The organism is Alteribacillus sp. YIM 98480, from assembly GCF_009765375.1.
Lineage (GTDB): Bacteria > Bacillota > Bacilli > Bacillales > Marinococcaceae > Alteribacillus.
Genome location: NZ_VTOK01000020.1, coordinates 45299 through 69577, shown reverse-complemented (window position 1 = coordinate 69577; position 24279 = coordinate 45299). Strand labels below are relative to the sequence as shown.

30 protein-coding genes and 1 rRNA gene are annotated in these 24279 nt (G+C 39.9%); 3 read left to right on the top strand and 28 right to left on the bottom strand.

Features of this window, described 5'->3' with window-relative positions; genetic code table 11:
• Together FZF09_RS20060 and FZF09_RS20055 are read right to left on the bottom strand one after the other, a co-directional pair.
• Positions 1-315: ribosomal RNA gene (locus tag FZF09_RS20060) — 16S ribosomal RNA — on the bottom strand; the annotation flags it as partial.
• 266 nt (positions 316-581) lie between these two features.
• Positions 582-824 (bottom strand): hypothetical protein, encoded by a 243-nt coding sequence (locus FZF09_RS20055; protein WP_158738352.1) that lies wholly within the window; start codon positions 822-824, stop codon positions 582-584.
• A 95-nt stretch (positions 825-919) separates the two neighbouring features.
• On the opposite strand from FZF09_RS20055, the gene pdaB reads away from it, so the two are divergent.
• The gene (gene pdaB, locus FZF09_RS20050; protein WP_158738351.1) at positions 920-1681 is read left to right on the top strand and encodes a polysaccharide deacetylase family sporulation protein PdaB; all 762 of its coding nucleotides are present in this window, start codon (positions 920-922) and stop codon (positions 1679-1681) included.
• 300 nt (positions 1682-1981) lie between these two features.
• On the opposite strand, the gene FZF09_RS20045 is transcribed toward pdaB, so the two are convergent.
• Positions 1982-2593 carry a KinB-signaling pathway activation protein gene (locus tag FZF09_RS20045; RefSeq protein WP_158738350.1) on the bottom strand — a complete coding sequence of 204 codons (612 nt, stop codon included), beginning with the start codon at positions 2591-2593 and terminating at the stop codon, positions 1982-1984.
• Positions 2594-2819: 226 nt separating this feature from the next.
• Here FZF09_RS20045 and gerD point away from each other — a divergent pair, with 226 nt between their 5' ends.
• A complete protein-coding gene (gene gerD, locus FZF09_RS20040; RefSeq protein ID WP_158738349.1) occupies positions 2820-3461 on the top strand; it encodes a spore germination lipoprotein GerD in 642 nt (213 codons plus the stop codon).
• 48 nt (positions 3462-3509) lie between these two features.
• Here gerD and FZF09_RS20035 read toward each other — a convergent pair whose 3' ends face one another.
• The 8 genes from FZF09_RS20035 to kynU all read right to left on the bottom strand — a co-directional run bounded on the left by FZF09_RS20035 (position 3510) and on the right by kynU (position 11988).
• Positions 3510-4565 carry an Mrp/NBP35 family ATP-binding protein gene (locus FZF09_RS20035; protein WP_158738348.1) on the bottom strand — a complete coding sequence of 352 codons (1056 nt, stop codon included), beginning with the start codon at positions 4563-4565 and terminating at the stop codon, positions 3510-3512.
• Between the two features lie 87 nt (positions 4566-4652).
• Positions 4653-5366, bottom strand: a complete 714-nt coding sequence (cwlD, locus tag FZF09_RS20030) for an N-acetylmuramoyl-L-alanine amidase CwlD (RefSeq protein WP_158738347.1) — start codon at positions 5364-5366, stop codon at positions 4653-4655.
• A gap of 69 nt (positions 5367-5435) precedes the next feature.
• A complete protein-coding gene (locus FZF09_RS20025; protein ID WP_158738346.1) occupies positions 5436-5870 on the bottom strand; it encodes a DUF2521 family protein in 435 nt (144 codons plus the stop codon).
• A gap of 618 nt (positions 5871-6488) precedes the next feature.
• Positions 6489-7640 carry a M20 family metallopeptidase gene (locus tag FZF09_RS20020; RefSeq protein WP_158738345.1) on the bottom strand — a complete coding sequence of 384 codons (1152 nt, stop codon included), beginning with the start codon at positions 7638-7640 and terminating at the stop codon, positions 6489-6491.
• Positions 7641-7731: 91 nt separating this feature from the next.
• A complete protein-coding gene (locus tag FZF09_RS20015) occupies positions 7732-9159 on the bottom strand; it encodes a YfcC family protein (RefSeq protein ID WP_158738344.1) in 1428 nt (475 codons plus the stop codon).
• A 96-nt stretch (positions 9160-9255) separates the two neighbouring features.
• Complete coding sequence (locus FZF09_RS20010) at positions 9256-10035, bottom strand: tryptophan 2,3-dioxygenase (protein WP_233269578.1); 780 nt, start codon at positions 10033-10035, stop codon at positions 9256-9258.
• A 27-nt stretch (positions 10036-10062) separates the two neighbouring features.
• On the bottom strand, positions 10063-10692 hold the full coding sequence (gene kynB / locus FZF09_RS20005) for an arylformamidase (protein ID WP_158738342.1): 630 nt from the start codon (positions 10690-10692) through the stop codon (positions 10063-10065).
• 12 nt (positions 10693-10704) lie between these two features.
• Complete coding sequence (kynU, locus tag FZF09_RS20000) at positions 10705-11988, bottom strand: kynureninase (protein WP_158738341.1); 1284 nt, start codon at positions 11986-11988, stop codon at positions 10705-10707.
• Positions 11989-12163: 175 nt separating this feature from the next.
• On the opposite strand from kynU, the gene FZF09_RS19995 reads away from it, so the two are divergent.
• Positions 12164-12775, top strand: a complete 612-nt coding sequence (locus FZF09_RS19995; protein ID WP_233269576.1) for a TetR/AcrR family transcriptional regulator — start codon at positions 12164-12166, stop codon at positions 12773-12775.
• 368 nt (positions 12776-13143) lie between these two features.
• Here the strand turns inward: FZF09_RS19995 and rpsI are convergent, their stop codons facing one another.
• The 17 genes from rpsI to rplO all read right to left on the bottom strand — a co-directional run bounded on the left by rpsI (position 13144) and on the right by rplO (position 24272).
• Entirely contained in the window at positions 13144-13536 is a 393-nt protein-coding gene (rpsI, locus tag FZF09_RS19990) for a 30S ribosomal protein S9 (RefSeq protein WP_158738339.1), read from the bottom strand.
• Between the two features lie 20 nt (positions 13537-13556).
• Positions 13557-13994, bottom strand: a complete 438-nt coding sequence (gene rplM, locus FZF09_RS19985) for a 50S ribosomal protein L13 (RefSeq protein WP_091587258.1) — start codon at positions 13992-13994, stop codon at positions 13557-13559.
• 230 nt (positions 13995-14224) lie between these two features.
• The gene (truA, locus tag FZF09_RS19980) at positions 14225-14968 is read right to left on the bottom strand and encodes a tRNA pseudouridine(38-40) synthase TruA (protein ID WP_158738338.1); all 744 of its coding nucleotides are present in this window, start codon (positions 14966-14968) and stop codon (positions 14225-14227) included.
• A gap of 14 nt (positions 14969-14982) precedes the next feature.
• The gene (locus tag FZF09_RS19975; protein ID WP_158738337.1) at positions 14983-15780 is read right to left on the bottom strand and encodes an energy-coupling factor transporter transmembrane component T family protein; all 798 of its coding nucleotides are present in this window, start codon (positions 15778-15780) and stop codon (positions 14983-14985) included.
• Between the two features lie 6 nt (positions 15781-15786).
• On the bottom strand, positions 15787-16650 hold the full coding sequence (locus FZF09_RS19970) for an energy-coupling factor transporter ATPase (RefSeq protein WP_158738336.1): 864 nt from the start codon (positions 16648-16650) through the stop codon (positions 15787-15789).
• Positions 16634-17458: an energy-coupling factor transporter ATPase gene (locus FZF09_RS19965; protein ID WP_158738335.1), complete on the bottom strand. Its 825-nt coding sequence runs from the start codon at positions 17456-17458 to the stop codon at positions 16634-16636. The genes FZF09_RS19970 and FZF09_RS19965 overlap by 17 nt, the downstream gene beginning before the upstream one ends.
• A 524-nt stretch (positions 17459-17982) precedes the next feature.
• A complete protein-coding gene (rplQ, locus tag FZF09_RS19960; RefSeq protein WP_158738334.1) occupies positions 17983-18348 on the bottom strand; it encodes a 50S ribosomal protein L17 in 366 nt (121 codons plus the stop codon).
• Between the two features lie 46 nt (positions 18349-18394).
• Positions 18395-19339, bottom strand: coding sequence for a DNA-directed RNA polymerase subunit alpha (locus FZF09_RS19955; protein ID WP_091587270.1), 945 nt, complete (start codon positions 19337-19339; stop codon positions 18395-18397).
• 186 nt (positions 19340-19525) lie between these two features.
• Positions 19526-19918, bottom strand: coding sequence for a 30S ribosomal protein S11 (rpsK, locus tag FZF09_RS19950; protein WP_158738333.1), 393 nt, complete (start codon positions 19916-19918; stop codon positions 19526-19528).
• Positions 19919-19942: 24 nt separating this feature from the next.
• Positions 19943-20308: a 30S ribosomal protein S13 gene (rpsM, locus tag FZF09_RS19945; RefSeq protein ID WP_091587273.1), complete on the bottom strand. Its 366-nt coding sequence runs from the start codon at positions 20306-20308 to the stop codon at positions 19943-19945.
• A 22-nt stretch (positions 20309-20330) separates the two neighbouring features.
• Positions 20331-20444, bottom strand: coding sequence for a 50S ribosomal protein L36 (gene rpmJ / locus FZF09_RS19940; RefSeq protein ID WP_026702374.1), 114 nt, complete (start codon positions 20442-20444; stop codon positions 20331-20333).
• 82 nt (positions 20445-20526) lie between these two features.
• The gene (gene infA, locus FZF09_RS19935; protein WP_026702375.1) at positions 20527-20745 is read right to left on the bottom strand and encodes a translation initiation factor IF-1; all 219 of its coding nucleotides are present in this window, start codon (positions 20743-20745) and stop codon (positions 20527-20529) included.
• Positions 20746-20749: 4 nt separating this feature from the next.
• Positions 20750-21058: a KOW domain-containing RNA-binding protein gene (locus tag FZF09_RS19930; protein WP_158738332.1), complete on the bottom strand. Its 309-nt coding sequence runs from the start codon at positions 21056-21058 to the stop codon at positions 20750-20752.
• A gap of 16 nt (positions 21059-21074) precedes the next feature.
• Complete coding sequence (map, locus tag FZF09_RS19925) at positions 21075-21821, bottom strand: type I methionyl aminopeptidase (protein WP_158738331.1); 747 nt, start codon at positions 21819-21821, stop codon at positions 21075-21077.
• Positions 21818-22471, bottom strand: a complete 654-nt coding sequence (locus tag FZF09_RS19920) for an adenylate kinase (RefSeq protein WP_158738330.1) — start codon at positions 22469-22471, stop codon at positions 21818-21820. Before FZF09_RS19920 ends, map begins: the two co-directional genes overlap by 4 nt.
• Before the next feature lie 71 nt (positions 22472-22542).
• Complete coding sequence (gene secY, locus FZF09_RS19915) at positions 22543-23832, bottom strand: preprotein translocase subunit SecY (protein ID WP_158738329.1); 1290 nt, start codon at positions 23830-23832, stop codon at positions 22543-22545.
• Positions 23832-24272: a 50S ribosomal protein L15 gene (gene rplO, locus FZF09_RS19910; RefSeq protein WP_091587282.1), complete on the bottom strand. Its 441-nt coding sequence runs from the start codon at positions 24270-24272 to the stop codon at positions 23832-23834. Before rplO ends, secY begins: the two co-directional genes overlap by 1 nt.
• Positions 24273-24279 lie beyond the last annotated feature (7 nt).

The window sequence follows — 24279 nt, the reverse complement described above, 5'->3', positions numbered from 1 at the left end:
CGGCTACGCATCGTTGCCTTGGTAAGCTCTTACCTCACCAACTAGCTAATGCGCCGCGGGCCCATCTCACAGTGTAAGGAACAAGTCCCTACTTTTACAATCACATCATGCGATCTGATTGGTTATCCGGTATTAGCCCCGGTTTCCCGGGGTTATCCCAGTCTGCAAGGCAGGTTGCCCACGTGTTACTCACCCGTCCGCCGCTCGTTCCACAAGCGTCACCCCGAAGGGATCTGCTTGCTTCCCGCGCTCGACTTGCATGTATTAGGCACGCCGCCAGCGTTCGTCCTGAGCCAGGATCAAACTCTCCAATAAATTGGTTTGTTTGATACAAGCTGTATCTTACATAATTAATAAAGAAATTAACAGACGCTTGACTTTCATTCAATTTTCAAAGGACAACTTCGCTCGTTTTTCTTTTAATTGGCGACTTTTATATAGTATCACGTCCGCCGAATTAAGTCAACAATAAATTTAATATTGTGTTTTGCGCTCATTGCTTTCTTCTCTCAAAGGCGCATTTAATAATTTAACACGCTCTTCCGTGAGCGTCAACCATGTTTAAAAAAAAATTTGTTTCTTTATAAATGGTCCTTCTGCTTATCATAATGATTTCGAAATGATTTTGTATATCTGCTGCATTCAGCAGGAGATGCAAAACGCCTATATATCCCTAAAACAATTCGATATTTTTCTTCCATTGCTCGTTTTACAACCGGCTCGATTCTGCTGTCTTCAAAATCTAAAAGCAGCTCTTCAAGTTCTCTTTTCAAAAGATACTCCATTTCTTGCGCTTCTTTAACATTAATAAGAATACCCATCATAATAATCCCTGCTTCCATTAAATGTTATATTCATATCTTGTCCTTTTGTGCATAAGTTTATGCCAAAGATGATTCTTTGGAGGGAGTCGAATACGGTGCCTAGAAAAGTATGGATAATTGGCAGTCAAAAATTTAAACTATTATTTCTACTGTTGGCAGGGGTATTTATTATATTAGGAGGATTCATAATAAATAATTCTTTCATGCCCGTCTTTTCAACCAATGAAGAACCAGCCGCTTTTTACAGAGCAGATATAAAAGAAAAAAAAGTTGCTTTAACATTTAATATTAGTTGGGGCGAAGACAAAGCATTACCGATATTAGACGTTTTAAAAGAGAAGGAAGTAAATGCAGCATTTTTTATCTCTGCAGCATGGGCCGAGCGCCATCCCGATATTGTGGAGAAAATGATGAAGGATGGGCATACAATTGGCAACCATGGTTACAGGTATGAGCATTATCCGCAGCTAGAGGAAAATGAAATAATAAGTGACTTAAATTTAAGCCATAAAAAAATTAAAGACGTAACAGAAAAGGATGTAAAATATTTTCGTCCGCCTCATGGAGATTTTAACAAGAGTGTATTAGAGACCGTTGACCGATTTGGATACTCTGTTGTCCATTGGAGTGTAGGGGGACAAGATTGGGAAAATCCTGGTGTAGATACTATCGTCAATAATATAACTAATGAAGTAAAGCCTGGAGATGTTATCTTACTCCATGCTTCAGATTCAGCTAAACAAACAGGAGAAGCACTGCCGATTATCATTGATAAGCTACACAATGAAAACTATTCATTTGTAGATATAGAAGAACTCATATCTCAAGCAGAAGCCAGCATTGAGGAAATTAAATAATTATAATTAGAAACCATCATGGCGGCCCAAGAGCATGCCGCCGCCATCTACCATGAAAAGCAATTTCAGCTCGAAGATTGAAACTAATTTGACTGTGTTCTAAAATGTTTGTTTTCATACAAAAACTGTACAATAGATAAAGGAACTTCTGTTTCATTCGCGAACGTCCTGTTCTGGGCGCAAAAGTTTCCCTGTGTAAATCAGTGTAATCGGAAGTATGTTTCTGTAACAACATCGACATTTGGAAGGGTCTTTTATTATAACCAAAAACCACAGCTTGATGATTACAATGCTGCGGTTTTATTTGTTTGTCCGTAAAGACCTGCCTGTTAAACGGTGTAAAATAAGAAGCTGCCAAGTATTCGCTGTAATCAATGGAGTCAGATAAATCCACAGCCATTTTGTTTCATTTACTGTTTCTACCGTTAAGGCAGGGACCCACTCTATGGTCGTGACTGCAAACATAAAAAACAATGCAGGAACAAATGCTTCTTTGTTTGTTTCTTGTTGTTTGCGAAAAGCGACAAAAATACAGTAAACGAAAAGCAATAAAGGCATAACCATATATCCTGCTATCGTTTCCTCTTCAGAAGCAAATGCAACATAACGCAAGTAAATTAAATCAAATAGAACAAATAAAATCAATACGATTTGGACCCAGTTCCACAGTTTGACTGACTTAAATAAACCAAGCGCAAATCGGTGCAACGTCAAATAGGCAAAATACCCCATCTGTGCCACCAAACTTATGGCCGCACTGATACCAAACATCCATAATACTCCAAATATGAAATTTAATATGCCTCCACTAAAGTATGTTTCAAGATCTAAAAGAACTCCCACTACGGCTCCGCTAGAAGCTCCTATCAATAAAGTAGAGAAAAATAAGTAAACAAGCTTTCTTGCATTCAAAAAGATCGCGCTCCTCAATAAAACCTGTCTAAATTAGCCACCGTAATGATTTTACCAATGTAATGAAAAAAAAGCTATACACGCTTACTGTTGTGCATAATTTTTTCACATCTCAGCCATATTATTAATGTGAATTGTATATAAAACAAATGCTTAAATATGTCAACGGACTGCTAGTAAAGCAGTCAATTAATGGGAGAGGATATGCAGAAAGGAGCGCATTATTATGCGTTATGTAAAAGCTGGTTTAACTGCTGTTATCTGCTTTTGCCTATTATTAGGATGCGCCGCTGCAGCAGAGGAACAAGGCGGGGGGCAATCCGACTATGAGGAAACAAAAAAGATGCTTGTTGATTTATTAAAAACAGATGAAGGAAAAAGTGCTATACGTGAAATTTTAAGTGATGAGGAAATGAAGAAAAGCATTGTCATCGAACAGGAAACGGTGAAAAAATCCATTGAAGACACGATGACCTCAGATAAAGGGAAAACATTCTGGCAGGAGATGATGAAAGACCCCGAATTTTCCAAAGCTTTAGCGGATAGTATGCAAGAAGAAAACGAAAAATTATTAAAAGGACTTATGAAAGATCCTGAATACCAGACAATGCTGATGGACGTTATGAAAGATCCAGAGATGGAAAAAGCTACGTTAGAGCTTTTAAAAGGAAAAGAATATAGGCAGCAAGTCATGACTATCATGACAGAAGCGCTTGAAAGTCCGCACTTCAAAGCTAAAATTAGTGAAATCCTAGCAAAAATCGCCGAAGAACAAATGAAAAAAGAAGATAGTGAACAAGGTCAAGGCGAGGGTGAAAGTGAATCCGGCGGTGGAAGCGGATCTGGCGGAGGCAGCGGCGGCGGTTAATACAAAAAGCACCTCAGGAGAAATCTCCTCTTGGTGCTTTTTTTGAATTTATTTACCGATTTTTTCAATAATACGATCTGCAATATTTGCATAAATTGCTCCGATTGGATGTTCCCTATCGTACACTGAAGGAGCAAAATTTTCTTCATCCACATCTGGTTGTCCTAATGGAATTTGCCCAAGAAGTTCGGTTTTTAGTTCTTCGGTTAATCGTTCTCCGCCTCCTTGTCCAAAAACATACTCCCTTTCTCCAGTAAGTTTGCTTTCAAAATAAGCCATATTTTCAATCACGCCCAGAATCTCATGATTTGTCTTTATTGCCATAGCTCCTGCACGTGCAGCAACAAATGCTGCTGTTGCATGAGGGGTGCTTACAATCAGCTCTTTACATTCTGGCAGCATTGTATGAATATCAAGAGCCACGTCTCCTGTTCCAGGCGGCAGATCAAGAATTAAGTAGTCAAGTTCGCCCCATTCTACTTCATTAAAAAAATTATTAAGCATTTTTCCAAGCATCGGCCCTCTCCAAATAACCGGTGCATTATCTTCCACAAAAAAGCCCATCGAAATTACTTTTACTCCAAAGCGCTCTACTGGATATATTGTCTCGCCTTCAACGGTTGGGCGCTGATCTATTCCCATCATATCAGGAACACTAAATCCATAAATATCAGCATCTATAATCCCGACTTTTTTTCCAGCCCTTGCCATTGCTGTAGCGATATTTACAGAAACTGTTGATTTTCCGACGCCGCCTTTTCCGCTTGTCACGGCAATAAATTCAGTCTTATTTTCTTTTGAGAGTAGTGAAGTTTTTTCTTCTTGTGACTGTGAGGAGCCCCCATGCTGTTTTACTTCCTCTTCCCCCAGTGTATCAAACCTTAATCCAACGGATTCCGCGCCTGCTTCTTTTACAGCTTGTACAATTTTCTGTTGTAATTGCATTTGCTCGGCTGTTCCGGTACGGGCTAGTGCAATTTTTAAACTCACGTTATCATTTTTTATTTTCACTTCCCGTACTCCGCCTGTTTCTACAATACTTTTTTGGAGATCGGGATCTTTTATGTTTTTTAATGTATCAAGAACCTTATCTTCATTTAACAAAACGGACACCATCCTTTAATTGGCACTAAAATTATACTAAGTATAGCATACCGTTTTCCCTCCCCCTCTTTCAAACGTTTACAATTATTATTCATCAATTTCTTCTCCAGCATAAAAACGCAGCAATCCACGATAAATAGATATTGCAACTTTATTTTGGTATTCTTCCGTTTTTAAATAGGATGCATCACTAGGATTCGATAAAAACCCAGCTTCTACCAGCACTCCAGGTATGTCCGCCTGTCTTAAAATAAATAACTCCTTAATAGGCTTTGTTGTCCTGCTTGAATTTTCCAGATTGTTCATCATTTCTTCTTGAATAAGATTGGCTAATTTTTTATTATCAGGAACTCTCGGATGATAAAACGTTTGAGCACCATTCCACCGTGAAGAAGGAACGGCATTTAAATGAAGGCTCACAAATACATCACCACCGCTCTCATTTACAATTTCAGCCCGCTTGTTTAAATCCTCTTTTTTTCGTTTGCTGTATCCTTTTAAACCCTCTCTGGCAAGATCATAATCGCCTTCTCTCGTCATAAACACTAGCGCGCCGGCTTCCTGAAGATATTCGCGAAGCATTAATGAAATATTAAGAGCGACCTCCTTTTCCAATACACCGTCCTTACTTGAAGACCCTCCATCCACGCCACCATGTCCTGGATCTAAAATAATCACTTTACCGGACAATGGAACATGCCAATTTGTCATTGAATCTTTCGTCATAAACCGCTCTTGCATAAACAAGGCAGTTCCAGCTAATACTATGAATAGAATGGCAATTCCAAGCCATTTTTTCATACAATGCCCGCTCCTTTTCATTCCCTAGCTTGTATCATATATATGAAAGAGCGGGCCAAGTATTCCTGCTTAAAGGCGTAATAGGTGTCTTTTTGTTCCAGCTTCAAGACCTCTTTTCCACCAATACGTCACAAAGCATTCCACTATTTCTTTAAGATCAGACCTTTGAGCAGCTGGTTCTTCTACCCATCCGCTCATGAATTCGTACAACTCAGTTGTTATGCTGGTGATCGCTAATACTGCCTGCATTTTAAAACGAAACGCTAACTCGCCGTTTTCCACATACCTGCTGAACTTTCCGCCAGATAAAAATGCTTCAAGCGCAAGGTCCATACAGGCTTCTTCTAAGAAAGAATACGGAAAATGAAAACGACTGAATACCGGTACAAATATATTTTCAGCTGTAGACTTGATTTCTTCAACCCGGAGTTCTTGTAAGAGCTTTTTCTCTTCTTCCCATTCTTTTTTTAAACGATGCGGTTCTAAAGATACGATAGTCCCCATAAAAAGCCTCCCTCCTCTTTTTGTATTATGTGTTAGAGGCTTTCAGACATACGAGTTGGTGTTTACCATTACAGGCAAGGAAAAAGCTTTTTGTTCATCCGTTTTTTAAAAGGGAACCGTATATTGCTTTACTTCCCTTTAAAAAACAAAAGAGTATAGTCCAAATTAACCGACGGGAATACTTTTGTTTAAATTAGCAGGCAAGCTTCGAGAGAAATATCGAATGGAGGATACGAATGATTTGGTACTAAATTTTAAAATAAAAATTATGTTCCATATATGTCAACTTTTTATATCTCGTTATGAGGAGTAAACATCTTTCAATTGGATAGAATATTACAAAGAAAAAATTCTTACGTTTTTTAAGTTGTATATGGGTTAAAAGAAAAGCTGGATTTTGAGAGATTGAAGGTAAAAATGTTTGGGCACATCTCCAGCCACGTTAATAAAAGACCCTCAACCACCAGTGGTTGAAGGCCTTTTCAGTGTTTATGATTTACATTTCGGAAAACTGAAACGCATTACTTACATTTTTTATCATCCACAACTCGTAACCTGTACCTGATTCGTAATATAGGTGTTCATGAAAAATTTTTAAAAACTGTTAAGTGAGCCTTTTTATAGATTTAGGATACTAGCGGCAATTAGCTTACTCCTTGTGAATAAAGAATCAACTACTGCATATTCATCTGGAGTATGGTTGCCTTCTCCTTGAGGTCCGAGGGAACAAACAGTTGGCACACCGGCTGCAACCGCATAAGACGAATCTGAACTTCCCTGTGCGAAAAACGAGCCGGGTTCTTGAATATCAATTTCTTCAGCGCTTTTTCTAATTATTTCAAACAAGCTTTTGTTATCTTCGGTTACTTCCATCGGGTCGAATCCGCCTTTGTAAGTTAACGTTGTATTTGTTCCCTGGATATAGGAACGTGATGCAATTTCTTTTAATTTTTGATTCGTCATTTCTTGTTGGGATTTTGTCTGGTATCTTACTCCGATAGTCGCTTTCGCATAATCAGGGCATGTATTTACTGCGGTTCCTCCCTCTACGATAGTAACATTAAAAGTATAACCCTCTTCAAAGCATGAAGCCGCGTCTATCTCTAGCATCTTATGGGAAAGTTCTATAATCGCGTTTCTTCCACTTAGCCAGTCTATGCCAGTATGGCTGGATACACCCTCGACTTCGAGTTCGTATGCAGCACCTCCAGATCTTCCAATAGCTAATTGATTTTCTAAATTGCCTGTTTCGGTATTAAAAGCGCACAGACAGCCCTTTAGTTCATTAACTAATAACTCTTTGCAGGTGGAATGAATATGAGCAGTCTCCTCATCACCTACGATAATAACCTTTAAAGGATGCTTATCATAATGAATGGACCTTAATGCTTTTAGTACATAAATTGTGGATACAATTCCCCCTTTCATATCAAGTATTCCAGGACCGTAAGCTTTTCCTTCTTCCAGCCGGAAAGGGTGATTTGATAAAAATCCTTTAGAGAAAACTGTATCAACATGACCAATAAATGCTATTGGCTTTGATAAAGTCTGGTTACCAAATTCTGCAATTAGAGTATTTCCGGCTTTGTCATACGAAACTGTACGTGTATGAAACCCTTCATCTTCGAGGATGTTTTTTAACCACATTAAAATGGCATCCGTTCCTTTCTTTTGATCGGGACCGCTTTCAATATTCACCATTTCTTCCCAGAGATTCAGCATCGGCTGCTTATTGTCGTCAATAAAATCAAGTACTGCTTTTTTACTCATATAATGATGACTCCCTTTTTATAGTTTAGACATAGTGCCTGCAGCATACTAAGAGAAAAGTGCCGAAATAATAAAATTTTCAAAAAATATTTTATAATGGACCATAATTTATTGAAACGGCAATGCCTATAAATATCGCTCCCATCACAAGCCAGAGAAGGAATAACGGGAAAGTAAATTTAATCCAGTCAATAAAAGAGACTTTTGCTATTGCCAGACACGCCATTAGTGTACCGGATAGCGGTGTAATGATATTGGTTACCGCATCTCCTAATTTAAAGGTAATAAACACAGACTGCCGGGTCACTTCCAGCATATCACCTATAGGAACCATAATTGGCATAACAATAGCTGCCTGGCCTGTTCCCGATGTAATCAAGCCATTAAATATCAAATTAAAAACATACAACAACAGCATTGCTGCACTTGGTGAAAAACCCTCTAACGAAGAAGCAGTGAAGTGTACTATGGTATCTACAATGTGCGCTTCATTAAGCAGGACAATAATAGCTCCGGCTATTCCTATGACTAAAGCACCGTAAACCACTTCTCTTACCCCGTCCATAAATCTCTTTACAAAGCCATTTGGAGAGATCTTCATTATGAAAGCAACGGCTATACCGAGCATGAGAAAGATTGCCGCAAGCTCATTTATAGACCAGCCAAACGCAAATGCACCGTATACAAACGCACCAATAGATAAAAAGAATAATAAGAGAACAATGATATGACGGCTCGTAAAAGTGTTCTCTTCCGTATAAACATTTTCTTCGAGATGTTCAGAAAAGGAATCTGCTCCCATGAAGCTTTTAGCAGGATTATTTCTTATTTTTTTAGCGTATAAGCAAATGTATATTATTGTAATAGATAAGAAGGCTCCAAATATAGCCATTCGAAATAGGTATCCAGAAAAAAGGGGCAGTTCTGCGATCGTCTGCCCCATGACAGTAACTACAGGGTCGAATACCCCTCCGCTAAAACCTGCATAGGCTCCGAGAAAAACCATTGCCACTCCAACAATGGGATCCAATTTTAAAGAACGAGCTAACAAAAGCCCTATCGGAACAAAAGCGATGGCAAGGTTAGGAGCAATCCCTAAAGAGGCAAGAAGGGCAAACAAAGTGCAGAATGTAAAAATTAATAATTGATAGTTCCCTTTTGATTTTGTAATGAAAGAGTGGATTCCTGCATTAATGGCCCCTGTCGATTCAATCACTTTAATAGTTCCGCCTACAATTAAAATTAAAAATATAATGCTTGAGGCGTTGACAAGTCCTATCTGTATGGATGAAAAGATATCTAGGATAGAAAGCGATTCCATTGGTATGTATTGAAAAGTATCAGGATCTACTTGGGTTACCCCGTTTCTTTCCACTCGCTCATAAGCCCCAGAGGGCAATATAAACGAAGCAATAAAGGCTAAAAGCAAAAAACCAAACAAAATGACTACTACATCCGGCATCTCAAACTTTTTGCGATGCCGTTTTACCTTGGTTTCCTTTACGTTCGTAACAGACATTTAATCATCCTTTCCTCAATCGCTTTTTTAATAATTCCCTGCCTACAATTCTGACCGCAAATCCCATAGTTCTGGAAAAAATCTTTGGTCTAAAACCTATTTTAAATAATGAACACCTGATGACCCGCCCGTTCCTGTTTTAAAACCTATAATTCTTTCCACCGTTTTCATGTGACGGAAGCGCCATTGTTGAAAACGGTCTTCAATGTCAACCAGTTTTTCAGCAAGCTGGTATAAGTCCCAGTGATCCTCTGTGTTTAGATAAACCTCTTTCCAAGCTTTATGTACACTCTCATCAAAAGTATAAGCTTTAGAAACGTCTCTTTTCAGTATATCATCGGAAATGTCGAATCCTGCCCTTTTTAAGGCGGAGATAGAAACATCGTAAAGACTGGGTGCTCTATAAGCCTGTTCTAACTTCTGGTGTAGTTCAGTGTCCTTTTCATAAATTTTTAGAATGAAATCAGATTTATAACCTAAAGCAAATTCAATTAATCTATACTGATAAGATTGGAAACCAGAAGCACTCCCTAGAGAATCTCTGAACTCAAGGTATTCAGATGGGGTTAACGTGGACAAAACATCCCAAGCCTGTATAATCTGAAATTGAATTTGTGATACGCGAGCCAGTTTTTTAAAGCTGACAGATAAATGATCTTTTTTGATAGCTTCTATTGCAGCATTCAGCTCATGCAGTATTAACTTCATCCAAAGTTCACTTACCTGATGAATAACAATAAAGAGCATTTCGTCATGGTGACCAGATAACCTGTTCTGGCTTGAGAGTAAAGAATCAAGCTGCAAATATTCTCCATAGGTCATTTTTTCCTTAAAGTTCGTTTCAATATTGTTTTCGTTGTTAGTTGGATTTTTCATCAAATCACTCCTCAACATTACTGTTTACTAAAGCACCCTAAGGGCTGCACGAACCGGGCTTCCATCTCCTTCTTTTAGAGGAAGCGGAAGAGCGGCCAATTCATATTCACCTGGCTTAATATGGTCTAGTTTTACGTTTTCCAGGATATTAATTTTGTGTTTATACAATTGGTGATGAACCAGTAATTCTTTACTATCTAACGGATCAACGGATGGAACGTCGACCCCCAGTAGTTTGATATCACTTTCTTTTAGGAAATCCACAGCATCTACCGTAAGACAGGGAACACTTTTAGGAAAAGTATTCGGGCTGCACTCAGTGGAGGTTTTTAATAATAAGCGCTCGGCTCCACAGATGTGAAGGTTTTCCACGGCTGCTCTATTGATTGTTTTTAAACTAGTTACATCTGCAACAAGGCACGGTCCAATAAAATGATTAATATCCAGATCTATAATTTTTTCACCGTTGTCTGAGAAGTGGAACGGTGCATCAACATGAGTGCCTGTATGAAGGCTGGTAGTAATCCTTCCAATGTTTACTGACCCTGTCTCTTTTTTTGTGAACGATAATTCATATGAAAACGGAATATCCTCGGGCCAATGTGCAATATTGTCATGAACCGGCTGGGATATGTCTATCCACTTTCCTTTTTTCATTTCCATCCATCCTTAGGCGATAATGTCTCGCTTATTAGCAAAATTTTTATATGTTTCTTCTGTCATTATTTGTTTGAGCGTTTGAATCGTTTTCCAAATGTCATGAAACGAGTTATATAATGCCACAGGTCCTAATCTAATAAAGTTAGGTTCTCTGTAGTCAGGGATGATACGAGCACTTTTTAGCGCTTTGCAAATGCTTGCTGAGTACGAATGTTTTAAAAGAATATGTCCGCCTCGTTTCGAGTGTTCAAGCGGTGTTACAATCTCGAAACCAAATTCTTTCAGCTCATAGGTGATTAAGTCTATCATGTAATCTGTAAGTGCCAGTGACTTTTTGCGAATGCTGGTTATGCCAGCTTCATTAAACATATGAAGAGATCCAATCAGCGGTGCCATGCTTAAGACATGGGGAGTGCCAATTTCGAAAGCACCAGCATCAACGTCTGCCGTTAATTCGTGTTTCATTTCAAACTGAATATCTTTTTTTGAGCTAAACCAGCCGGACAATCCGGGATCCTGGCCAAAGTGCTTTTTATTCACATACAATGCCCCGACTGAGCCAGGTCCTCCATTTATATGCTTATAGGTACACCACATGGCGAAATCAACGTCCCATTTATCAAGCTCATGAGGAATTGCTCCAATGGAGTGACATAAGTCAAAGCCGATTATAATATTTCTTTTGTGAGCTTCTGCTGTTAGTCTTTTCATATCTAAAATTTGTCCACTTCTATAAAGCACGCTTGGTAATAAAATGAGTGCTACATTTTGTGTCATTTGATCGATGATTTGCTCTTCTACTAGGATATCATCCTGGCTCTCTACTTGTACCAGTGCTTCGGAAGGGTTATATCCTTTCAATTGCAGCTGACTCTTTAACGCATAAATGTCAGATGGGAAGGTAGCATTATCAGCTAATATTTTGTACTTTTTAGACGTTGGCTTATAGAACGTAGACACTAGCTGATGAATATTGGTTGTCGTTGACCCTGTCACAATTACTTCTTCAGCTTGAGCACCAACTAAAGGGGCCAGCTTCTTCCCTAAGTCCTGGGAAAGATAAAACCAGGGATTTTCACCATTGGTCCAACCGTCAATCCCGTATTTTTTCCACGAGTTCAAAACGGTCATAAGGGAATTTTCTGCCCTTTTTGATAAAAGACCGAGAGAATTACCATCCAAATAAATAGCATCTCCTATATAGAATTCCTCTCGATAATATTTTAAAGGATCCTCTTGGTCTAACTCTTTTGCGTAATTTTCTGAATATAAATGGTTTTGGTTCACTGTCATTTCACCTCAAAATTTTCAATTGGTAGAATTGTCAAACATATTATGTGTGTAATGTTATAGTTTTATTGACATTTTGTCAATGACTTGTTGTCAACAAATAATGAAGTATAAAATTTCATGGCAGATTTGAGTTATAATGGAATGAGACATACATTAACGATAAGGGAGAGATTTGGTGGTTAATAGTAGGCAGCAGCAAGCCATAGAAACAAAAAACAGATTATTGAAAGCAGCAGAGTTAGTTTTCTTAGAACATGGTTTTCAAAATACAACGATTCGACTTATCAATAATAAGGCAGAAACAGGTCATGGTACAGCTTACGTGTACTTTAAAAATAAAGAAGATTTCCTTATTAAAATAATGGAGGATACGATGGAACAATTTAAAAAGATTGCTTCTATTCCGTTTTATCCTGCTACAGTAAACGAAGCTTATGAACTTGTTTCAAACCAAGTTAAATTGTTTCTGTCACTTGCTATAAAGAAAAAAGAGTTGATGAAGGTAATAAAGGAAGCAATTGGTGTTTCAAAAGAAGTAGAGGGAAGATGGCAGGACATTCGTGATCAATTTACAGCCAACATTACAAAAGACATCATGTATGCTCAAGAGCACGAACTTGCCGATTCAAGCCTTTCCCCGCCTTTAGTAGCGAGGTTATGGTTTTATACAAACGAAATGTTTATGTGGGAAGTAATTGATGAAAAGTCCTCTAATGATATCGAGGAAATTATCAAACATATGACAACTATATATATGAAAGGGCTTTATAGTAATCCAAATCAATAAATGAGAGAAGAGGCCCCTTCTTTTTGTAATTGTTAGCAGTAAAGCCCTAAAATCCAACAGATGCCTTACCAAGCACGGTGAGACAGCAAAAGCATAAATGTTGCAAAAAATACGCGACCTGTTCAAATAATTTTCCATATCAAATATAAGAAAAGCGCAAGCGCCTTGCTCACGAGCGACAAGTCCTGGAGGGGCGGCATATGGAAAGCTGATCTTTGCTTTCCATTGATGAACCGAAGGAATCTCGAGCGAGTAGGCGCTTGCGCTAGACATGTAAAACGCCAACTATTTATAATTTCTTACCTTTTAAAAAAGCCCTCTCGGCTCTGTGTGAGCAAAGAGGGCAAGTCCTTGATATAAAGGTGTTCTTAACGCTTCGAGAACTGAGGCGCACGACGAGCTGATTTAAGACCGTATTTCTTACGTTCTTTCATACGAGCGTCACGAGTAAGATATCCAGCGTTCTTAAGCGGCTTGCGGAAATCAGGATCTACTTCAAGAAGTGCACGTGCTACACCATGACGGATAGCACCTGCCTGTCCTGTAAATCCTCCACCGTTTACGTTTACTTTTAAATCATACTGACCTTCTGTGCCTGTTTCTGCAAGAGGCTGCTTCACAACAAGCTTTAATGTTTCAAGGTCAAAATATTCATCAATGTCGCGATTGTTAATAGTGATACTGCCGTCGCCAGGTACAACGAATACACGGGCAACGGAGTTCTTACGACGGCCAGTACCGTAATATTGCACTTGTGCCAAAATAATACCCTCCCTTTAATTTAGCCGCGAAGTTCGTACTTCTCAGGCTGTTGTGCTTGATGATTGTGTTCTGGTCCTGCAAATACATGAAGTTTTTTCGCTTGCTTACGTCCGAGTGAACCTTTTGGAAGCATTCCTTTTACTGCAAGCTCAATCATTCTCTCTGGTTTATTTGCACGCATTTCAGACGCGCGTGTTTCTTTTAACCCGCCAGGATACTGACTGTGGCTATAATACATCTTGTCACGGAGCTTCTTTCCAGTAAGTTCAATTTTCTCTGCGTTGATAATGATCACATTATCTCCCGTATCAATGTGCGGTGTATATTGAGGCTTGTTTTTGCCGCGAAGAATAGAAGCTACTTCACTGGACAAACGACCCAGTGTTTGGCCTTCTGCGTCGATAACATACCATTTGCGCTCTACTTCGTCGGTCTTAGCCATATATGTCGTACGCATCAATGTCCCTCCTAAATCTTTTATCATACATTTATATATCACATGTCATTACGTTCATCATTTCCGATCCCGGGGCTGTGGGACGTGAAATGCCAAATAACATCATATAACATTGTGAGGCTAATGTCAATGGTTTTGCTACACCTGGCGACGTTGTTTTTTAAAATGTAGTATTTGATGTCTCGGCAAAAAATCTTACCCAGCGTCAAATGTCCTGCTTTGAAAACGTCTTATTTTTCATAACATACTTCCCATAAATATAAGGCATGCCCAGGCGCTGTTTTACCAGCAGCACTTCGTTTTTTTGCATGGATTACTTCAGGGATATCATCGGCTCTTCTCATACCTTTTCCTACTTCAAGCAGCGTTCCCACCATGATACGCACCATATTGTATAAAAAACCATTTCCTCGAAAAATAAAGTGCAATTCATCTCCTTTTTCGAGTACTTCTGATTTATGCACGGTCCGAACCATATCCACCACATCCGTACCAGATGCACAAAAGGAAGAAAAATCATGTGTTCCTTTGAAATAAGCAGCTGCTTTTTTTATTTCAGCCACATTTATAGGGTACGGATAAAAAAAAGCAGAATTTCTCCTAAATATATCTTTTTCTCGCTTTGGAAGAACGCGGTAACGGTACTCTTTTTCGACAGCATGGAAGCGTGCATGAAAATCAGAACTTGTATACTCTGCTTCTTTAATTTGTATATCTTCCGGTAATTTGCTGTTGATTGCTTTTGGCCATTTATCGGCTGGGATAGATAAGGAGGTATCAAAATGAATAACTTGTGCGATAGCATGAACGGAAGCGTCTGTTCGTCCTGAAGCTGTAACCTTTGTTTTTTGTCCTTTATGAATGCTTGTTAAAGCCGATTCTATTTCTTCTTGAACTGTACGTTTACCTGGCTGCTTTTGCCACCCTGAAAAGAATGTGCCTTCATAACTAACGACAGCTTTTACTCTCTGCATAAATATATCTCTCCTTAATCCCTGAAAAAAAGCAACAAAAATCCAAATATCAACACAGCTGTACAGGCTGCACTATCACGAAATGACCACGTTAATTGACGAAGTTTTGTTCTTCCTTCTCCTCCGTTATAACCACGGGCTTCCATAGCAAAAGCTAGATCTTCTGCCCGCTTAAATGCTCGAACAAATAATGGAACAAGCAATGCAACAAATGCTTGTGACCGCTCTTGAAATGTACCTTTATTAAAATCAGCACCTCTGGCTGACTGGGCCTTTACGATTTTTTCTGTTTCCTGCAGCAGGGTCGGAATAAAACGGATTGCAATGGACATCATTAATGCTATTTCATGAGCCGGCACTCCAATACGTTTTAAAGGCGTAAACAGCTGCTCTAGTGCATCCGTTAAATCTATCGGACTGGTAGTCAGCGTCAAAAGGGAGGTGATAAATACAAGTAAAATTAATCGAAAGGCGATAAACAGACCTTGTTCGACACCGCCTTTATATAGTGTAAAAAATCCTGCTGAAATAAGAATTTCCCCTTCTTTAGTGAAAAGAGCATGAAGAAAGAAAGTAAACACAATTAAAATTAAAATCGGGAACATCCCTTTGCGAATGTAGCGAAACGGTATCCCGGATAAAAAATAAATAATAGCTGCTCCTGCCCAGAGAATACCGTATCCGGCCCAACTGTTCATCAAAAATATAATAAAAATAAATAAAAACACTGCTATTAATTTGGCCCTGGCGTCCATTCGATGTAAAAAAGAAGAACCAGGTAAATATTGGCCTATAATCACATGTTCAAACATGCTTTTTTACTCCTTCTTGTTTGACAGCATCATAAGTTCGTCTGCTGCTTTCTCTGGGGTCAAGGACCATTCTGAAAATGAAACCCCTGTGTTTTCTTCTAGGTATTTTAGTACTTTGACACCTTCAGGTATATCCAAATCCAATTGTGTTAACTCATTTTCTCGTTTGTATATTTCTTTTGGCGACCCTTCCATTGCTATCTGTCCGTCATCCATAACTATAACTTGTTCAGCTAGACGAGATGCTTCTTCCATTTGATGAGTAATCATAATCATTGTTGTTTTCTTTTGTTCATGCCAATCTTTAAATAACGTCAGTATTTCTTCCTGTCCTTTAGGATCAAGTCCCGCTGTTGGTTCATCTAAAATTAGGATGTCAGGCTCCATTGCAAGCACACCAGCAATTGCTGCTCGTCTCATTTGTCCCCCGCTTAAATCAAAGGGGGAGCGTTCTAAAAACGTTTCATCTAAACCAACACGCTCTAACAATTCCGGAAGTTCCTTCTTCTTGTTTTCAACATTTAACCCTATATTTTTTGGTCCAAATAACAAATCCTTTTCTACAGTATCTTCAAATAACTGATGTTCCGGATATTGAAAAACCATCCCTACTTTTTTACGCAAGGATTTTATATGTTTTCGTTTTGTATTAGCATGAATAACTTGATCTCCAATAATTACTTTTCCTTTATTGGGCTTTAGCAGACCATTAATATGCTGGACTAAGGTCGACTTGCCCGAACCTGTCCTCCCAATTACAGCAGTACACGACTTATCCGGAAACGTAATCGAAACATCTTTTAGCGCGCTGGTTTCAAACGGGGTTTTTTCCATATAAATGTGTTCTACCTGCTCAAATACGATCTTCATACTTCACCGTCTCCCTAATAAAGGTTTCTAACGAAGAGGTAGGCTGATTTCTTTTTCGTAAGGATTCTAGCAGTTCAAACCCATAAGGAAGGGGAATATTTTTATCTTTCAGCCATTTTAATTCAGAAAATAACTTTTCAGATTCTAAATTAAATGCAATGTTTCCTTCTTCCATATACCATACACGGTCTGCAAGCAGTGCTTCATGAAGGTGGTGAGTGACTGATATTATCGTAACACCTTCATTGGTATGGAGGTTTTCCACAGTGGACATTACTTCCTTTCTTCCTTTTGGATCGAGCATGGAAGTCACTTCATCTAACACCATTATTTTAGGGTGTAACGCCAGTATTCCTGCAATTGCTACCCTCTGTTTTTGACCACCTGAAAGACGGTGCGGCTCTGCTTCGAGTATCCTTTCGACTCCTGTCTGGCTTGCTGCCTGCTCGATTCGACGAACCATCTCTTCCCTTTCCACCCCTGCGTTTTCCATTCCAAATGCAATATCATCTCTTACAGTAGGAGCTACAAACTGATGATCTGGATTTTGAAATACCATCCCTACATGCTTTCTAATATTAGGTAGATGTTCTTCTATTTTTGTAGATTGCTCCCCAATAAAAACTTCACCCAGCGTAGGGGAATATAACCCGTTAAACAGCCGAGACAACGTTGATTTTCCAGAACCATTTGGACCTATAACAGCGATCCATTCTCCATGTTGAATGGAAGCATTTAAATTATTTAAAATCCAAGGTCCTTCTTCCTCATATTGAAAGGAAACATTTTGCAGCCGTACAGCATCCATTGCTTTCACCTGCCTTTTTAATACACCCGCCACTAAACGTTAACAAGAACATTATAGTAGGTTAACAAACACAACTCAAGCACTTCTTTATTTTAAACATTTATCGCCAGATCTTGCTCCGCATGTATGTAGAAAAAGGAGCTGCGGCCATATCTTATGACAATATTATACACATGTCTATAAGCTCCTTTACGAAGATTCATTGTGTGTTTGGAGCAAATCAGAGGGTATGCCGGAACATTATTTGCTCTTGCACCTAATTAATTAAAAAAAGGGCACAGACGTTGTAACCTAAAATAGGTCCAGTCCTGCCCTTACGGATGATTAAACGTATAGGTGGTTTTTAAGAAAAAGCAATAACTAAACGTGTTATCTTTTTAGAGCAGCATGCCCTTTGCCCTTATAAGTCAATCTAATTTGCCATCATTCATCAGTTGTACTAACGCAGACAAAGACCGCTACATTGTGCTGCAGCGTCTGTGTGTTCTGCATTAGCAGTCTCCCATTATCCACGAAGAAGTGACTTATACGAATTCAATGATAGCAATTTCCGCAGCATCCCCGCGGCGAGGACCTACTTTCAGAACGCGGGTATATCCGCCTTGACGTTCTTCATAACGAGGTGCAATCTCATCGAACAATTTTTGAACAGCATCTTTTCCATTTTCCTCATCTGCTGTTTCCTTACGAACGAATTGAGCTGCTTGGCGGCGTGCATGAAGATCTCCACGTTTGCCAAGTGTCACCATTTTCTCAATGACAGGACGCAATTCTTTTGCTTTTGCATGAGTGGTTTCGATACGTTCATTGATGATAAGATCTGTCGTAAGATCACGAAATAGTGCTTTACGTGCAGAACTATTACGTCCAAGCTTTGCATATGCAGACATGTATATTCCCCTCCTTTTCCGAGACACTAATTATCACTGTTGTCTTTTATTCTTCCTTACGCAGGCCAAGACCTAATTCACCTAACTTCTCTTGAACTTCCTCAAGAGATTTGCGGCCAAGGTTTCGGACTTTCATCATATCTTCTTCCGATTTTTGCGTTAGTTCCTGTACTGTATTGATGCCAGCTCGTTTTAAGCAGTTGTAAGAACGAACAGAAAGGTCCAGTTCTTCAATCGTCATTTCAAGTACTTTTTCTTTCTGGTCTTCTTCTTTTTCAACCATGATTTCAGCATTTTGTGCCTGATCCGTGAGGCCGATAAAAATATTCAAATGCTCATTCATGATTTTAGCACCAAGCGAAACAGCTTCCTCGGGGCGAATGCTTCCATCTGTCCATACATCAAGTGTCAGCTTATCATAGTTAGTAATTTGACCAACACGCGTATTTTCCACTTGATAGTTTACCCGGGCAACTGGTGTATAGATAGAATCAATAGGGAGCACCCCAATAGGCAGATCTTCACTGTTATTTCCTTCAGCAGGAACATAACCGCGTCCACGATGCGCCGTTAAACGCATATGAAAGTTCGCACCTTCTGTAAGCGTAGCGATGTGCAAATCCGGATTAAGGATATCAACGTCACTGTCGTGTGTAATATCTTTTGCAGTTACAACGCCTTCGCCCTGTGCGTCAATCTCAAGCACTTTCTCTTCATCGGAGTATATCTTCAGGGCAAGCTTCTTCAAATTCAAAACGATCGTAGTGACATCTTCGACAACCCCTTCAATGGTTGAAAACTCATGAAGCACCCCATCGATTTGAATTGTCGTAACAGCAGCTCCTGGAAGGGAGGATAAAAGGATACGACGCAAGGAATTTCCTAGAGTTGTACCGTACCCACGTTCTAACGGTTCTACGACAAATTTGCCGTATTTGGCATCCTCGCTTACTTCAACCGTTTCGATATTAGGCTTTTCGATTTCGATCATTCTTTAAAATACCCTCCTTCAAAACGTCCAAACTCCGGCAGAAGGCTTTCCCGTCTATCCGGAATTTTGCATTAGGCAGTCCCGATCACATTAACAGCCTTACTCGTCAACAATGCGTAAGGGGATCCGTCCTATATATGACCTTACCCATTATTGACACTTCAGGAAAATCTATACTTCTGCGGGTTAAACTCTGCGACGTTTCGGTGGGCGGCAGCCATTATGAGGTACCGGAGTCACATCGCGGATGACACTAACATCAAGCCCTGTAGCTTGCAAAGAACGAATTGCTGCTTCACGACCAGCACCTGGTCCTTTAACAGCCACTTCTACCGTTTTTAAACCATGTTCCATTGCCGCCTTTGAAGCTGTTTCTGCAGCCATTTGAGCTGCGAATGGTGTAGATTTACGGGAACCTTTGAAACCAAGAGCACCAGCACTTGCCCAAGAAAGAGCATTCCCCTGCGTGTCTGTAATCGTCACGATGGTGTTGTTAAACGTCGAGCGGATATGAGCGACTCCAGCCTCAATATTCTTACGCTGACGACGTTTACGAGTATTTGTTTTAGCTTTTGCCATGTTAGACTTACCTCCTTTACCTTATTATTTTTTCTTGTTTGCTACTGTACGGCGAGGACCTTTTCTTGTACGAGAATTGTTCTTCGTGTTTTGACCGCGGGCCGGCAATCCACGACGATGACGAATACCTCTGTAGCTTCCAATTTCAATCAAACGTTTAATGTTTAAAGATTTTTCACGGCGAAGATCACCTTCCACCGTATAATTTTCTAGTACTGTACGGATTTGAGCGAGTTCTTCTTCGGTTAAATCACGAACTCGTGTGCTTTCGTCTACACCAGCTTCTTTAACGATTTCAAGAGCACGGGATTTACCAATTCCGTATACATACGTTAGGGAAATTGCAATTCGCTTATCACGAGGAATATCAACACCTGCAATACGTGCCATCTAGTCGACACCTCCTTTATTATTATCCTTGTTTTTGTTTATGCTTTGGATTTGAACAAATAACCATTACCGTACCTTTACGGCGAATGACTTTGCATTTTTCACAGATTGGTTTGACAGATGGTCTCACCTTCATGTCCATTTACCTCCTTAACTGCGCGGAGTACATGCGAGAGTAAACGTAGTTCGGACTCATGTCAGCCTTCTTAACTGCAATTTTATTTATAGCGGTACGTAATCCGTCCGCGGGATAAGTCATATGGCGAAATTTCCACAGTCACTTTGTCCCCAGGAAGAATTCGAATGAAGTGCATACGAATTTTCCCAGATACATGGGCCAGAATTTTGTGCCCATTTTCAAGCTCCACCCGAAACATGGCGTTTGGAAGAGGCTCTATGACTGTGCCTTCCATTTCAATAACATCATCTTTGGCCATGAATTTACTCTCCTTCCTTCAGTAATTCAGGCTGCTCTTTTAAAAAATAAAGTAGAGCAAACCTTAATTTAGCATTGGTAACACGTCCGGTTTCTTCTATACTTCGTTTGACCTCATTGGAAAGGTGCGGATAAATTTCTACATGGTTGATATTTTTCTTTTTAGCTCGGTCAAATTTACGTTTTTCTCCATCTGCTAAAAGGAGAAATCGTTCATTCAACACTCCAATGACTACCGCAAAGTTGCCAGCTTCACGTCCTTGTTTTATACGGACAACCTGGCCGACTTCAGGCGGTGATTCAGCTTCTTTCATCCAGTCATCACCTAATTCAGGCTTTAGTGAGTATTTCATAGCCTGTATTTGTTATTGCAATCGTGTGCTCAAAATGGGCACAGCTCTTGCCATCAGTTGTGACCACTGTCCAGTTATCCGAGAGCGTGTGTACATACCGCTCTCCTGCGTTCACCATTGGTTCTACGGCCAAAACCATACCCGGCTTCAAACGCGGACCCTTCCCAGGGGGACCAAAATGTGGGATTTGCGGATCTTCATGCAATTCCTGCCCAACACCATGTCCTACGTATTCACGCACAATAGAAAAACCTTCGGCTTCAACGTAAGTTTGAATGGCATGAGAAATATTGGATAAGCGCTCTTTTGGTTTTGCTTCCTTTAACCCTATATATAAAGAGTCCTCGGTTACATCAAGCAAGCGCTGATCTTCCCTGGATATCTTCCCTACAGGATAAGTCCAGGCAGAATCTCCGTGATAACCATTATACTTGGCCCCGACATCAATTGAAATGATATCGCCCTCTTTTAAAACCCGGTCACCCGGAATTCCATGTACCAACTCTTCGTTTACTGAAGCGCAAATGCTGCCAGTAAATCCACCGTAGCCTTTAAATGATGGGATTGCCCCGTGTTGACGGATCGATTTATCCGCAATATTATCCAACTCTTTTGTACTAATACCTGGTTGAATGTGTTTTTGCAGTTCTTGATGCGTTATCGCAACAATTCTACCTGCTTCCCGCATTATATCGAGTTCACGATCCGTTTTACAAATAATCATGCATGAAGTCCTTTCAGCAGTTCTTCAATATCCTCAAAAACTTTATTTATATCCCGACCTCCATCGATATTACGAAGATAACCTTTTTCTTCATAAAAATCAATCAGAGGCTGCTGTTGTTCGATATTTACGTCTAAACGTTTTTTCACTGTTTCTGGCTTGTCGTCGTCTCTTTGAACGAGTTCACTGCCATCTTCATCGCAGATTCCTTCAACTTTTGGGGGATTATATTTCACATGGTACGTTCTACCTGATGTTGGAGAAATACGACGGCCGGTAAGCCGTTCCTCAAGGTCTTCTCTTGGAACATCAATATTTAAAACATAATCCAGGCTTTTATTTAAAGAAGAAAGAATATCTTCTAGTGCTTCGGCCTGTGCAACAGTCCGCGGAAAGCCATCAAGAAGAAAACCTGCTTTGCAATCATCTTTTCCAAGTCTTTCTTTTACAATACCTATTGTAACTTTATCAGGAACAAGCTCGCCTTTATCCATATAAGACTTAGCTTCTTTCCCTAAAGAAGTTTCTTCTTTAATCGCTGCGCGAAACATGTCACCAGTAGAAATGTGCGGAACTTCATACTTTTCTACAATTTTTTCGGCTTGCGTGCCTTTACCAGCACCAGGAAGCCCCATTAATATCAAATTCATGATATCTCCTCCATCATTCCGATTTCAGCCAGGGGCAAGGCGAACGTACTCACCCCTCCCCCTATCTCTATCTATTTAATAAAGCCTTTATAACTTCGCTGTATTAACTGACTCTCAATCTGCTTCATAGTATCTAGAGCTACACCAACGACAATCAGTAAGCCAGTTCCGCCAATCTGAATGGTTTGCGGAAGCCCCATTTGTGTTGTGAAGAATACAGGAATTACCGAAATAACAGCAAGGAATAAAGCACCTACAAAAGTCAAGCGGTACAAAATTCTTCGGATATAGGTTTCCGTTGTTTTCCCAGGGCGAATCCCAGGAATGTATCCGCCTTGTTTTTTTAGGTTGTCTGCCATTTGTTCGGGATTAACCTGTACAAACGTATAGAAATACGTAAAGCCAATAATTAATGCTGCATAAATCACCATACCAACTGGCTGAGTGTAATCAAAATTTTGAATGACCCAGCGGGCAACTGGATGATCTTCACCGACAAAACCAGCTACTGTTGGCGGGAAAATAAATAGTGATAATGCAAAAATGACCGGAATAACTCCAGCAGAGTTAACTTTTAAAGGCAGATGCGTTGATTGACCACCCGCAGGGCTGCGTCCAACCAAACGTTTTGCATATTGAATCGGTACTTTACGAAGGGCTTGTTGTACAAATATAACACCAACGATTATCGCTAAAACGGCAACCGCTAATAACAGTATAGTCACAATACCCATAAAGAGCTGATCGGCGTCTTCTATCTGCGTAGCATAAATCTGGTTAATTCCACCTGGAATACCAGCTGCAATCCCTGCGAAGATCAGAATGGAGATACCATTACCTACTCCTTTAGCAGTAATTTGTTCTCCAAGCCACATTAAAAATGCAGTACCAGCGGTCATTACCAGAGCTATAAAAATGTATTTCGGAATACTTGGGTCAGGAATAAGCCCATTAAAAATGTTATTAAATCCAATAGACATTCCTAAACCTTGAATAAAAGCAAGAATTACGGTGAAATACCGAGTAAATTGAGCTAATTTTCGACGACCTGCTTCACCTTGCTTTGCCCATTCCGTAAATTTCGGAACGACGTCCATTCGCAAAAGCTGCACGACGATTGAAGCCGTGATATAAGGCATGACCCCCATAGCAAATATGGAAAATTGCGAGAGCGCTCCGCCTCCAAAAGTGTTTAAAAATCCAAACGCATTTGCTTGGTCTGCAAAGTTTAACACATCGTTGTTAGAACCGGGAACTGGAATGAAGCTGCCGATTCGAAAAACAAATAACATGGCTAGAGTGAAAAAGATCTTGCTTCTTAAATCACTCACGCGAAAAATATTTGAAATCGCGCGGAACATTAGATCACCTCGGTTTTTCCGCCGGCCGCTTCAATCGCTTTTACTGCAGAAGCAGAGAACTTATCCGCTTTAACGTTAAGCTCTTTTTCCAAACTTCCATTACCCAGAACTTTCACACCGTCTTTTGTTTTGTTGATGACGCCTTCTTTAACAAGAAGCTCCGGAGTAACTTCCGTACCTGCTTCAAAACGGTTCAATGTTTCAACATTCACGATCGCGAACTCTTTGCGGGTCGGATTTGTGAAACCACGTTTAGGCAGACGCTTATATATAGGATTTTGGCCACCTTCAAAACCAGGACGCACACCACCGCCGGAGCGGGCTTTTTGACCTTTTGTGCCGCGACCAGCCGTTTTACCATTACCAGAAGCAGCACCGCGTCCTACACGGTTACGGGTTTTCGTAGATCCCTCTGCAGGTTTCAACTCATGAAGTTTCATGCTGACA

Bases quoted from the DNA above. Each gene is read 5' to 3' on its own strand.
- FZF09_RS20055 (WP_158738352.1), bottom strand. From the start codon at position 824: ATGATGGGTATTCTTATTAATGTTAAAGAAGCGCAAGAAATGGAGTAT.
- gerD (WP_158738349.1), top strand. From the start codon at position 2,820: ATGCGTTATGTAAAAGCTGGTTTAACTGCTGTTATCTGCTTTTGCCTA.
- cwlD (WP_158738347.1), bottom strand. From the start codon at position 5,366: ATGAAAAAATGGCTTGGAATTGCCATTCTATTCATAGTATTAGCTGGA.
- FZF09_RS20025 (WP_158738346.1), bottom strand. From the start codon at position 5,870: ATGGGGACTATCGTATCTTTAGAACCGCATCGTTTAAAAAAAGAATGG.
- FZF09_RS20020 (WP_158738345.1), bottom strand. From the start codon at position 7,640: ATGAGTAAAAAAGCAGTACTTGATTTTATTGACGACAATAAGCAGCCG.
- FZF09_RS20015 (WP_158738344.1), bottom strand. From the start codon at position 9,159: ATGTCTGTTACGAACGTAAAGGAAACCAAGGTAAAACGGCATCGCAAA.
- FZF09_RS20010 (WP_233269578.1), bottom strand. From the start codon at position 10,035: ATGAAAAATCCAACTAACAACGAAAACAATATTGAAACGAACTTTAAG.
- kynB (WP_158738342.1), bottom strand. From the start codon at position 10,692: ATGAAAAAAGGAAAGTGGATAGACATATCCCAGCCGGTTCATGACAAT.
- kynU (WP_158738341.1), bottom strand. From the start codon at position 11,988: ATGACAGTGAACCAAAACCATTTATATTCAGAAAATTACGCAAAAGAG.
- rplM (WP_091587258.1), bottom strand. From the start codon at position 13,994: ATGCGTACGACATATATGGCTAAGACCGACGAAGTAGAGCGCAAATGG.
- truA (WP_158738338.1), bottom strand. From the start codon at position 14,968: ATGCAGAGAGTAAAAGCTGTCGTTAGTTATGAAGGCACATTCTTTTCA.
- FZF09_RS19975 (WP_158738337.1), bottom strand. From the start codon at position 15,780: ATGTTTGAACATGTGATTATAGGCCAATATTTACCTGGTTCTTCTTTT.
- FZF09_RS19970 (WP_158738336.1), bottom strand. From the start codon at position 16,650: ATGAAGATCGTATTTGAGCAGGTAGAACACATTTATATGGAAAAAACC.
- FZF09_RS19965 (WP_158738335.1), bottom strand. From the start codon at position 17,458: ATGGATGCTGTACGGCTGCAAAATGTTTCCTTTCAATATGAGGAAGAA.
- rplQ (WP_158738334.1), bottom strand. From the start codon at position 18,348: ATGTCTGCATATGCAAAGCTTGGACGTAATAGTTCTGCACGTAAAGCA.
- FZF09_RS19955 (WP_091587270.1), bottom strand. From the start codon at position 19,339: ATGATCGAAATCGAAAAGCCTAATATCGAAACGGTTGAAGTAAGCGAG.
- rpsK (WP_158738333.1), bottom strand. From the start codon at position 19,918: ATGGCAAAAGCTAAAACAAATACTCGTAAACGTCGTCAGCGTAAGAAT.
- rpsM (WP_091587273.1), bottom strand. From the start codon at position 20,308: ATGGCACGTATTGCAGGTGTTGATATTCCTCGTGATAAGCGAATTGCA.
- rpmJ (WP_026702374.1), bottom strand. From the start codon at position 20,444: ATGAAGGTGAGACCATCTGTCAAACCAATCTGTGAAAAATGCAAAGTC.
- infA (WP_026702375.1), bottom strand. From the start codon at position 20,745: ATGGCCAAAGATGATGTTATTGAAATGGAAGGCACAGTCATAGAGCCT.
- FZF09_RS19930 (WP_158738332.1), bottom strand. From the start codon at position 21,058: ATGAAAGAAGCTGAATCACCGCCTGAAGTCGGCCAGGTTGTCCGTATA.
- map (WP_158738331.1), bottom strand. From the start codon at position 21,821: ATGATTATTTGTAAAACGGATCGTGAACTCGATATAATGCGGGAAGCA.
- FZF09_RS19920 (WP_158738330.1), bottom strand. From the start codon at position 22,471: ATGAATTTGATATTAATGGGGCTTCCTGGTGCTGGTAAAGGCACGCAA.
- secY (WP_158738329.1), bottom strand. From the start codon at position 23,832: ATGTTCCGCGCGATTTCAAATATTTTTCGCGTGAGTGATTTAAGAAGC.
- rplO (WP_091587282.1), bottom strand. From the start codon at position 24,272: ATGAAACTTCATGAGTTGAAACCTGCAGAGGGATCTACGAAAACCCGT.